The organism is Acidovorax sp. SUPP3334 (genome assembly GCF_030159055.1).
In the GTDB taxonomy this organism is placed as follows: Bacteria; Pseudomonadota; Gammaproteobacteria; order Burkholderiales; family Burkholderiaceae_C; genus Paracidovorax.
The window spans coordinates 25,096-34,465 of sequence record NZ_BQXQ01000046.1; the positions used below are offsets into that span (position 1 = coordinate 25,096).

The window sequence follows — 9,370 nt, forward strand, 5'->3', positions numbered from 1 at the left end:
AGTGTGCGATGTTCCTCAAGCGATTACTGACGGGCCTGTTCGGCGGCCGCCCGCAGCGGGTAACTACGCCTGCGAATCCCTCTGCACGTCCTTCTGGCGAAACGGCATCAACTCAACCGGCGGCGAGACTTAAAAAGGCTGACCGCGACACTCGCTTCGATCACTCCGTGTTGACGGTCGGCTCGCTGCGCTTCATCGGGCAAGGTGTCCGTTCGCCCAATAAACGGTGGGTGGTTGGCTGTTCGGATCGCTTGCCTGGCATGAACCACCGCCTCAATGAACGCGACGGGTCTGCCGTTCTCGTGGACTACTTGGAAGACAGTGTCCTGGCGAGATTGACAGGGCTGTATCGCCCCATGGACGCGGCAGTGGCCGACGATGGCACGTTCGTGGTGAACGACGCCAACTTCGGCAATCAGTTGAGTGGCGAAGTGCAGGCGTTCAACTCTAAGGGTAGCAAGCTGTTCGCACGGAAGTACAAGGCCAACGTCTACAACCTGGGCATCTCGAAGTGCGGCTGCTACGCGGTCGTTCAAACAGCCAACTCCGACAATCAAGATGGCCATCTGCTCGAGTTGTTCGACTTGCAGCAAGGAAGCCCCATGTTCTCGCGTACACCGGCGACGGGCTGGGCAGACCAATACAGCTTCGTCGTCGACGATCACGGCAGTTTGAAGCATCTGACGGTTATTCACAAGGACATCGGTCGCTTCAGCTATTCGCCAGAAGGAGAGTTCTTGGAAGCCCGCTCCTATCAAAAGGCGCGCTTGGAAAAGGGAGCGCCTGAGATGCGTATTCATGCAGCCAAAGAGGCACTGAAGGCTGATCCCAAGAACCAAGAACTCGCGCGGGAGCTGGTCGACGCACTCGACATTGCGTTGCGCGAGTTGGCCGGCGAACGTACGGACCACCGCGCGACTGGAATGCGCGTGAAGGGAGAAGCTTTGGAGTTGATGGGGCGATCAAGCGATGCTCTTGCGGCATACGAAGCGGCCGTGAAACTGAATCCAAGAATTGGTGTAGCGAAGCGGCTGGTTGCGTTGAAAAAGAGAGGGCCGTGATCAGGAATCTCCATGAAAGGCCCAGCCGCGCGCGAATTCATAACGCGTTTGTTGAGGGCCCAGACGCGGTCTATCTCGTAATCAGCACGTCGTTACTCCAGCGTGCCTAAAACGGACTTTCCATGCCCCATCGCCTTCGCAAAGTCTTCTCTGTCAACATTCGCAATGCGAGCACGAACGCTGCTTCGCAGCAGATCGCGCTGCTCGATCTCCGCGCCCACACGATGGCAATCGGCGAAAACGGCGTTGGCAAGTCCAGCTTCATGCGGCTGATTCCACTCTTCTACGGGGCAAGCCCGGAGCGCATCCTACGGGGCACCCAGAAACACCACCTGATCGGCTACACGCTACCAGGCCCGAGCAGCGCAGTCGCGTTCGAATACGAGCGGGAGACCGAAGATGACCTGCGCCTGGCCGTCATGTTCGCCAAGCCAGGGGCCGAGCGGCCCGAGTTCATGATCGTCGAGGGTGGCTACAAGGAGAGTTACTTCGTCGATGAGAACGGTGACTTCGTGGACCGCGACCGCTTCAAGGATCGCCTCGAGGCCATGAACATCGAGGTTTCGCCGCGGTTCGAGCTGCACGAGTACCGCAGCGTCATCCTCTACGAGCATCGCCACACGAAGGAGGCGCGCAGCCTCCGCCCATGGGCCGCCCGGCATTCTCTGGGCCCGTCCAGCCTGTTCGGCCTAGATCTGATTGCCGTGGCCATGACTTCCGAGAAAATTACGTTCCGCGACCTGCAGAACCTGGTACTTGAGCGGCTGAACGACTCGGCCTTTGAAGGCGCCCGCAACTCCAACGCACGACTGCTACGCAAGGACCGCAAGGACGTCGATAGCTGGTTGGCCAATGTGAAGCACGCCAAGGAAGTGCTCAACGACACGGCGCGCAAGAAGGTCATCGAAGAGCAGGCCGGGAAAGTCGGGCAGATCGCTCTGGACCTGGGGTCGCTGCGCGCCGCGTGCGACCTGAGCATCGATCACCGCGTCGCCGCGCTTGATCAACTGGGTCTAGAGCTCGGCAAGCTTACCGTCGCGATGCACGATCTAGAGCAATCCGCCGCCGAAGGCGCCGCGATGCACGCCAGGGCGGTCAGCGAGTCCAAGAACGAGCTTGCCAGCGCCACAGCAGCCGTGGAGGAGATCCAGGGAAAAGATCGGCACTTCACTTACATGGGCATTAAGGGCATGGTGGCGGAGCACGCCCTGCAGGGCCAGTACACCCATGACAAACAGGTGGCCACCACCGAGCGCAACAGCCTGACCGAGCGCGCGAACGATGCGCAGCAGGCCCTACAGGTGACGCTGTCCAACCTCGAACGGGACCTTCAGACCCGAAAAGGACAGATCCAGACCCAGCGCGAGACCGCCACCCGTGAGTGCGAGACACAGGTCGCCGCAGTGGAGGAGGAGCGGAACGGCGTAGTTGCCGAGCTCGACTCGACGCCGGCGGCGCCCCGCCTGGTCGAGATCGACGAGTTGATTGCACAACACCGGGGCGACGTCGGATCCCACGAGACGCTGGCCCGTGTGGCCGAGGCGCCCAAGGAAGCCCAGGAGCATCTCGCCAGCGCCGAGGCGTCGCTGGCGCAGGCCAACCAGGTTCTGTCGGAGCGCAAACAGCATGTGGAGCGCACAAGCCTTGAGGTTAAGTCGGGCGACGGGCTACGGACACAGACCCTGCACACCCTGGACCAGATGGAAGCTCAGCTGGCAGACGCGGCCGCGCGCCACGAGGTTCTGCAGGCGCAGCTCAACCCGCCGGCGGGCAGCGTCCTCGCCACGCTGCGCGCGCAGCCGGCCGAGCTGTGGACCGGCGCAGCCAAGGTGCTCGATCCCGAGCGGCTGCTGCGCACCGACCTGACAGCCCGCTTCGAGGATGACGCCCTCCACGTCGCCGAGCTGACGCAGCAGGACGGCTCGGGCTCCGAGAAAAGCGAAGAGGTGAACGTCGGGCCTCTGCGGTTGAACGTAGCGCCGATCGAGTTGCCCCAGTGGGCGACTCAGGACGGCGCGCGTGCCCGCATCGCCGCGTCGGCAGCCAACCTGGAAAGCATCCGCGCCCGACACAAGGAGGCTTACACCGCGGCCAAGAACGCGCAAGCCGATCTGGATGCTGCCCGCAAGGCGCTCCAAACTGGCGAGCACGAACTCAATCGCGCTACGACGAATCAGGTTGACACAGCAGAGGCGGTGGTTCGTGCGAAAAAGCACGTCGTACTCGAGCTGGAGCGCGTGCGCAAGGGCCACGCTGAGGAGGTAGCCAAGCTCCGCTCGGCCGTGTCAGCGCTCTCCAGCGAACGCAATACGCTGATGAAGGACGAGCAGGCGCGCCGTGGCTCTGTGCTGCGCCAGCTCGATGAGCGTATCAACAAGCTCAGGACCCAGCGCGACGATGCACTCGCGCAGCTCACCGGGGAAGCTGGCGCTGCGGACAGCGGCGCCAAGGAGCAGCGTGTCAAAGCCCAAGAGGCTCATGACCGCATCCTGGAGGGGCTGGGCGTAGATCCGGCCAAGGTGCAGACGCTGAACGAGCGGATTGGCGTCCTGGACGCCAAGCTCGTGGCCATCGCGCAGAACGCACACAACGTCGCGGCCTGGCGCAAGTTCGAGCTGGAGCTGCTGCCGCTCAAGCCCGAGCGAGAAGCCCGGGAGCAGGAGCTTCGCCGGCGCGCCGAAGCTGCGGCCGACGAGAAGACCAAGTTCGAGAAGGGCTTGATGGAGAAGCGTGCGGCGCTCACGACCGCCGAGGCGAAGGCGCGCTTTTCCCGAAACGCCACCCAAGAGGAGCTGGACAATCTTCGACGCCTGCGCACGCAGTCGCTCGCGCCGTACTTGCTGCAGGGGCCGGCGCACGTGGGGGACGACGCCTACTACACCCTCAGCACCGCCACCAAGACCCGTCTGGACATGCTCGGGACCGCGACCCAGCGTCTGGAAAGCGTCACGCGCGACCTGTGCTCCCGGATGCGCGAGCGGCAAAGCTCGATCTCACAGTGGCTGGACGGCGCCCAGGCGGCTCACAACGCACTTGTGCAGCAGCGTGAGCAAGACGGCCTGGGAGATGCCTACCTGCCACATGAGCGAGCGGTCGACTGGGGCCGGGCCGTCTGCGATTGGTTTGAGCCGCTCACGCACCGGCAGTACCACATTGCCCTGCGCCACGAAATGGACGGCTACTTCGCCGCAGCAGAGTCATTCATCAATCACATCGCCAACTTCGAGTCGCGGGTGGACGAGCTCAACCGACAGTTCCAGCGCGCACTGAACCAGGCGACCGGGTTCAAGCGGTTCAACAACCTGCAGATCAAGATCTCGTCGAGCGCCACCTCGAGCCCGACGCTGAAGGCGCTGCGCGAGATGCGGGACGTGAGCCTCTCGCGCCTGAGCTCTCACCGCACGGCGCTCGCAGCAAATCCGCAGCTGCCCTCCGAAGAGGACGTCGCCCTCGTTCGCTCCTTCCGCGATCAGATCCCCGACACCGGTACGCTGAGTGTCGACCTTGACGAGCACGTGCGCCTGGCGTTCGAGCTCGAGGAGATGGGCAGGCACATCAGGATCGACAACGACCGGTCCATGCAGGGCCTGTCGTCCACGGGCTTGACGGTGTTGATCACCATGATGTTCCTGCTCGGGTTCCTGGGCATCGTTCGCGGGCCGCGCTCGCCGGTGGGCATGACCTGGGTGCTCGACGAGGTGGGACGCGTCAGCCCCAGCAACATGCTGCAATACCTGGATGCGCTCACTCACCAGAACGTAACGGCCGTGTGCGCGGCGCCAAGCATCGACCCGGCGCTAGGGGCCCTCTTCGCCAGCGCGCATCTCTTTGAGGACGATGGCTCGCTCGTCAAGTCAAATGCTGACGACGAGGAAATCGACCTGGAAGCTGAGGAGACCATGCGATGAGCAAGCTCGCAAGTACCCTGAAATCCCTGCTGGCGGGCGAGTTCATTTGCCCCGTCGCCCATCCGGCCAGCTACGACATGCTGATTGAGGAAGAGCACCGCACGGCCGTCGAGGTCTGGGTAGGGCAGCTGGGCTTGCGCCTGGTACGTTTGAGCGAGGAGGGCGCCTTCTTCCTGGCGCCCGAGGTGGTCGATGCCGAAGCGCGCTCGGCTGTCCGTGACTCGCTGCGCAATGTGCGCGCAATGCTCTCACCGGTCGTTCCCGTACTGGAGGCCATTCGGCAAGCCCAAGGGCAGGACGCACACCTGCAACCGGGGCTCACGCTCTGGGAGTCGGAGCTGGCCGAGCGAGTACGTCTCACGCCGGCGCTCGAGCAGCAGGTGATGGAGCTGGCGCTGTCGGGCCTGCGCCTGGACGCGACCAGCAACGACCGGCTGTCGCGCATGCTGGAGTTCCTGGTCAAGGAGCGCTATGCAGTGCCCCTGCCGAACGACAGCCGTGGCTACAAGCTCACCGGCAAGATCGAGTTCCTATACGCCGTGCTTGAGGTGATCGCGGAGAACACTGAACTGATCAGTGACGCTTCGGTGGTGGACCAGGAGCAGTTGCGCCTGCCGGAGGCTGCCAAAGAATGAGCAGTCCCGACCGGAGTTCGCCGCTCAAGCCGGTCTTCGCGGCCCTTAGCCGGCACGTCGACGTGGTGGAGGTGGCACTGCGAGAGCTTGTGGGCGTGGACGGAGGGGTCGTGCCCACCGACCCGGCCATCCGCTCGTTGCGTGAGCTCAACGTCCTTCGCCCCGCCGGCGAGCGCGGGTACCGGCTTCATAGCCGCCTGCGAGAGTTCGCCAACGACATCCTGCAGATCCATCCGGCGTACCAAAGCCTCACTGGCATCGGTCAACTGGTTGAGCAGATCCCAATGGTCTGGAACGAGCTGGATGACCTGCGTGCCGCCGGCGACTTCAAGCAGGCCGACGAGGCGGCGGGGCAGATCGAGCAGGACGCCTTCGACATCTCGGACATGGTGGAGCGCAACCTGCGCCTGTTGGGCCTCCTTCTGAGCACGCGCTTCGGCAACGTCACGTCGCTCGCCGCTAAGAGCAGCCAGAACCGCTACTACCAGCGCCAGAGCGAGCTCATGAGCAACGACCTCGCGCGCCTGAGCCGCGCGGTGGAGCGCGTAGAGGGCGAGGCGCGCGAGCGGGGGCTGCAGGCCCTGGCCGCCATGCTGCGCAACACGATCCAGGGGCAGCTGCCCCGGTGGACACAGACGCTTTCGCAATACCACAGCCAGATCCGGCGCGAGCTCTTCAGCATGCGTGAGATCGAGCGCAAGAACGTGCTGCTCGCGCGCACGGCCATGCTGTTGCGCCAGAACCCCGCCTGGCGAGGGATTGAAGAGCCGGGCCTGTCCGAGGATCTACCGGCCTTTCTGCTGTCCAGGCCCTTTGTCGGCGCACCCGTCCCGCCGCTGCGCATCCACATGGATCCGCAGGACGACGATCGCAACATGAAGGAACTCATGCGCGACGAGGTGCATTCGCTCCCGAAGGCGCCAGTGGCAGCGCCGCCGGCGGAGAAAGCGCCACGCATCAAGCGCGCGGACCCCAAGCTAGCGCGCAGCGCCCCCGAGACGCCCGCGATGCGATCTCTCGCGTGCCTGGCGGCTGCAGCGATCGCACACGCCAAGACCGAAGGGGCCAAGTCCTTGTCGGTGATGGATTGGCGCGCCGGCGACGCGGCGGCGCGCTCGATGGCGCCGGCGCTCTGGCTCGCTTTCGCGGCGTCGGCATTGCGCCCGTACAAGTTCCGGGTGGTGCTGGTTGCCGATCCTGCTGCACCAGGTGAGCGGTTCCGCCACACCTTCAGCGACGCGTTGGTGGCGCCCACGCCGGACGCCATCGCGCTTTTCAAACGCACGCTCGGGCGCCAGGTCGGGAAAGCCCAGCGCCAGGCGCCGCCGGCCGCTCCTGTCGAGGCAATCCCTGCTCCATGACGCCCGCCCACTACTCCTTCATGCGAAACCTGGTGGCCAACCGGTCGCCCAGGCTGAGCTCTGCGATTGCCAAGGAAATGGCGGACACGCAGGATCTAGGACGGGTTCGCGGGCGCGTGGTCCTCTACGAGGAAACGGATTTCATCAAGGCCGAGACGAAATTACGCAACGCCGGGTACTCGGTCGAGGCGCCAGCAGTCGGGCGGCAACGCTCCGACGCTAACGATGCCAGCTCCGAGAAAGCCTTTGCAGCGCCGGTGACAGAAGGCTTGGTCGCGGTGGTTGCGATCGGGGTCCCGGGCATTGCCACCCCCGAAGGCAGTTTCCTCGCCATGAAGTGGCGCGACGCACTGGCGTTGCCCTACGAGGTGCTGGTGGTGTGCGAGAACCTGGAGTCAATGCAACGGGTCCATCGCTATGCGTGGCTGCAGCCCTACCTTCTTGAAGGCGCGAGGCGGCGAAGGGCGCTCGTCCTTTTCCGCGGCGCGCCTGATTGGTTCCGGATAGGTCCGGCCAGCCGCCTGGTGGCCGAGGACACTCGACCCGTTCTCGGACTCTTCGACTTCGATCCGCAGGGGCTTTTGATGGCTGCGGGTTTGCCGCGTCGCGAAGCGCTTTGTCTGCCGCCCTGGGAACTGCTAGAGGCCCTTGTAGTTGATCGAAAGCGTCATGACCTCTACGCGGCGCAGGAGGCAGGGTGCCGGGCGCAGCTGGATGCCTGCGCCGACCGGGACGTCGCCATGGCCTGGGCCCGTATGCGCCTGCTGACCCGCGGCCTCAACCAGGAAGCTTTTCCAGAAAGCGACTGATGCTAGCAGCCGCGCTCGGGAGTGAGCTTGCCAACAAGAACGCGTGCCCCTGCGGATGCACGAGATGATTCGCTTTTCTTGCAGCAGGACTGCGCGGTAGCGTGCACAAACGGAGATCCATCCTGCCGGACCGGCCGATCCCGTCGGAGCGAGATCACAGCGGCATGGGTATCGACGTCGATGGGGGTGGACGGGCCGCTGGCCGTGCTCGGCTGCTGGCGGTGAGTCACGATGCCGCTGGCACGAACTGTCTGTCCGTTCTTCGCACGATGCCGAAGGTCCTTGGCGGTCCAGCCCCGGCAGCCCGCCGCGCTTGCGCCATGCGCCCATGGCGCGCCGCAGCTGGCCGCTTGGTCGATGGTCTAGTGGTAGCTCGCCTCGTTCATGACCAGCGTGCCGGGCCCCAGTAGCCAGGCCCTGTCAGGGAACCAGGTGCGTGCCCACATGGCATGGGCAAACAGGGCCTTGACGCTGACGTCGAGTTTGGGCAGCAGCAGTACCAGGCAGCCCGGCAGGCCGGTCAGGGTAGGCACCTTGGGGCTCTTGCCCTCATCGGCCAGCTGCGCGACGTAGCTGAACGTCCAACCGTCCCCTCGCACCGACGCGCAGGCAGTCACGTTTGTCGCTGCCATCGCCGTGATTCCCGGGCGACGCGCACATCCTGCTCTAGGCAACGGTCGCGGCTGGGGAATGGCTGCAAGGGCACAGCCGGCTTCCAAATGGCGCCAGCCAAAAAGGTAATCACCATCAAACCAGCCGCTAGCAAATTCTCCTACGATACATATGTGCATTTAATATTTATTCCGCATTTGGCACGTTGCCCGCCTTTGGTATTAGGTGCACCAGTGCACTAATTCATAGTGCAATTCCCACGTTAATCCCCCAATCTTTCCTGCTCCAGTCACCGCGCCTCTTTGGATGGGGAATTCCGTCCGTCAATCGATCAAATTGCATCCAATGCAGAATCTATGGCGTTGCTTGCAAAACCTATTGTGACGCCCGCAAATTGAGTTGCATCGCCTACAGAATGTCTTGCTGCCCTGGCGGAATTGATGGTCAGAACTCGACATCGGGAGGAGCACACCAACGGTCCCAGGCCAGCCGACCCTCCGCGTTCAGAAGATCGCGCGCATCCGGATCCTGGTGAGGATCTAGTACCACCGGCAGGAGATGCAGGTCGGCCACGACAGCGTGCCCGATGTCTTGGAAGCACACCACCCAACGATTTCCCAGAGTCGGGGAAATGTCGAACAGCCAGAGCACGCGGCCGACCTTTCCGCACTCTTGATTTGGGCCAAAGACGAAAGCCACATTGTTGCTTTCGACATTCATTTGGGACCTCCTTCAACGCCTAATAAACTACCAGAGAGCTGCTCAACTGGTAAGTCCAATAAACACCGCCGAAAATTCCCATTAACAAGGGCATAGGGACCCAAAAAGACGTCCGAATCATGCGACAAAAACTGTTTAGTCGCCCCTGCAAAACCCTGGCAACCCGCATGAACACTGGGTTTTCGCCAGTTCCGCTGGTTGCTTGATCCCCCGAGAATCAACAAATCAGATTTTGTTTTCTGGGAGTTTTGCAGATGTCCGAGA

The 9,370-nt window shown here is 63.3% G+C and carries 8 protein-coding genes; 5 read left to right on the top strand and 3 right to left on the bottom strand.

Annotation, left to right across the window (positions count from 1 at the left end):
* Window positions 1-8 precede the first annotated feature (8 nt).
* The 5 genes from AVHM3334_RS20245 (at window position 9) to AVHM3334_RS20265 (ending at window position 7,774) form a co-directional block, all read left to right on the top strand.
* Window positions 9-1,061, top strand: coding sequence for a hypothetical protein (locus tag AVHM3334_RS20245; RefSeq protein WP_284415309.1), 1,053 nt, complete (start codon window positions 9-11; stop codon window positions 1,059-1,061).
* Window positions 1,062-1,183: 122 nt separating this feature from the next.
* Entirely contained in the window at window positions 1,184-4,969 is a 3,786-nt protein-coding gene (locus AVHM3334_RS20250) for an ATP-binding protein (protein ID WP_284415310.1), read from the top strand.
* Window positions 4,966-5,604 carry a condensin complex protein MksE gene (locus tag AVHM3334_RS20255; protein ID WP_284415311.1) on the top strand — a complete coding sequence of 213 codons (639 nt, stop codon included), beginning with the start codon at window positions 4,966-4,968 and terminating at the stop codon, window positions 5,602-5,604. The genes AVHM3334_RS20250 and AVHM3334_RS20255 overlap by 4 nt, the downstream gene beginning before the upstream one ends.
* Window positions 5,601-6,965 (top strand): hypothetical protein, encoded by a 1,365-nt coding sequence (locus AVHM3334_RS20260; protein WP_284415312.1) that lies wholly within the window; start codon window positions 5,601-5,603, stop codon window positions 6,963-6,965. Before AVHM3334_RS20255 ends, AVHM3334_RS20260 begins: the two co-directional genes overlap by 4 nt.
* Window positions 6,962-7,774, top strand: coding sequence for a DUF7281 domain-containing protein (locus tag AVHM3334_RS20265; RefSeq protein WP_284415313.1), 813 nt, complete (start codon window positions 6,962-6,964; stop codon window positions 7,772-7,774). The genes AVHM3334_RS20260 and AVHM3334_RS20265 overlap by 4 nt, the downstream gene beginning before the upstream one ends.
* A gap of 362 nt (window positions 7,775-8,136) precedes the next feature.
* On the opposite strand, the gene AVHM3334_RS20270 is transcribed toward AVHM3334_RS20265, so the two are convergent.
* The 3 genes from AVHM3334_RS20270 to AVHM3334_RS20280 all read right to left on the bottom strand — a co-directional run.
* A complete protein-coding gene (locus AVHM3334_RS20270) occupies window positions 8,137-8,373 on the bottom strand; it encodes a hypothetical protein (RefSeq protein ID WP_284415314.1) in 237 nt (78 codons plus the stop codon).
* Window positions 8,374-8,830: 457 nt separating this feature from the next.
* Window positions 8,831-9,106, bottom strand: a complete 276-nt coding sequence (locus tag AVHM3334_RS20275) for a hypothetical protein (RefSeq protein WP_284415315.1) — start codon at window positions 9,104-9,106, stop codon at window positions 8,831-8,833.
* Window positions 9,103-9,370, bottom strand: a 268-nt coding sequence (locus AVHM3334_RS20280) for a hypothetical protein (protein WP_284415316.1), incomplete at its 5' end; no start/stop codon positions are given. The genes AVHM3334_RS20280 and AVHM3334_RS20275, both read right to left, overlap by 4 nt.

Excerpts from the sequence above, each read along its gene's own strand:
- AVHM3334_RS20245 (WP_284415309.1), top strand. The coding sequence starts at position 9 with ATGTTCCTCAAGCGATTACTGACGGGCCTGTTCGGCGGCCGCCCGCAG.
- AVHM3334_RS20250 (WP_284415310.1), top strand. The coding sequence starts at position 1,184 with ATGCCCCATCGCCTTCGCAAAGTCTTCTCTGTCAACATTCGCAATGCG.
- AVHM3334_RS20255 (WP_284415311.1), top strand. The coding sequence starts at position 4,966 with ATGAGCAAGCTCGCAAGTACCCTGAAATCCCTGCTGGCGGGCGAGTTC.
- AVHM3334_RS20260 (WP_284415312.1), top strand. The coding sequence starts at position 5,601 with ATGAGCAGTCCCGACCGGAGTTCGCCGCTCAAGCCGGTCTTCGCGGCC.
- AVHM3334_RS20265 (WP_284415313.1), top strand. The coding sequence starts at position 6,962 with ATGACGCCCGCCCACTACTCCTTCATGCGAAACCTGGTGGCCAACCGG.
- AVHM3334_RS20275 (WP_284415315.1), bottom strand. The coding sequence starts at position 9,106 with ATGAATGTCGAAAGCAACAATGTGGCTTTCGTCTTTGGCCCAAATCAA.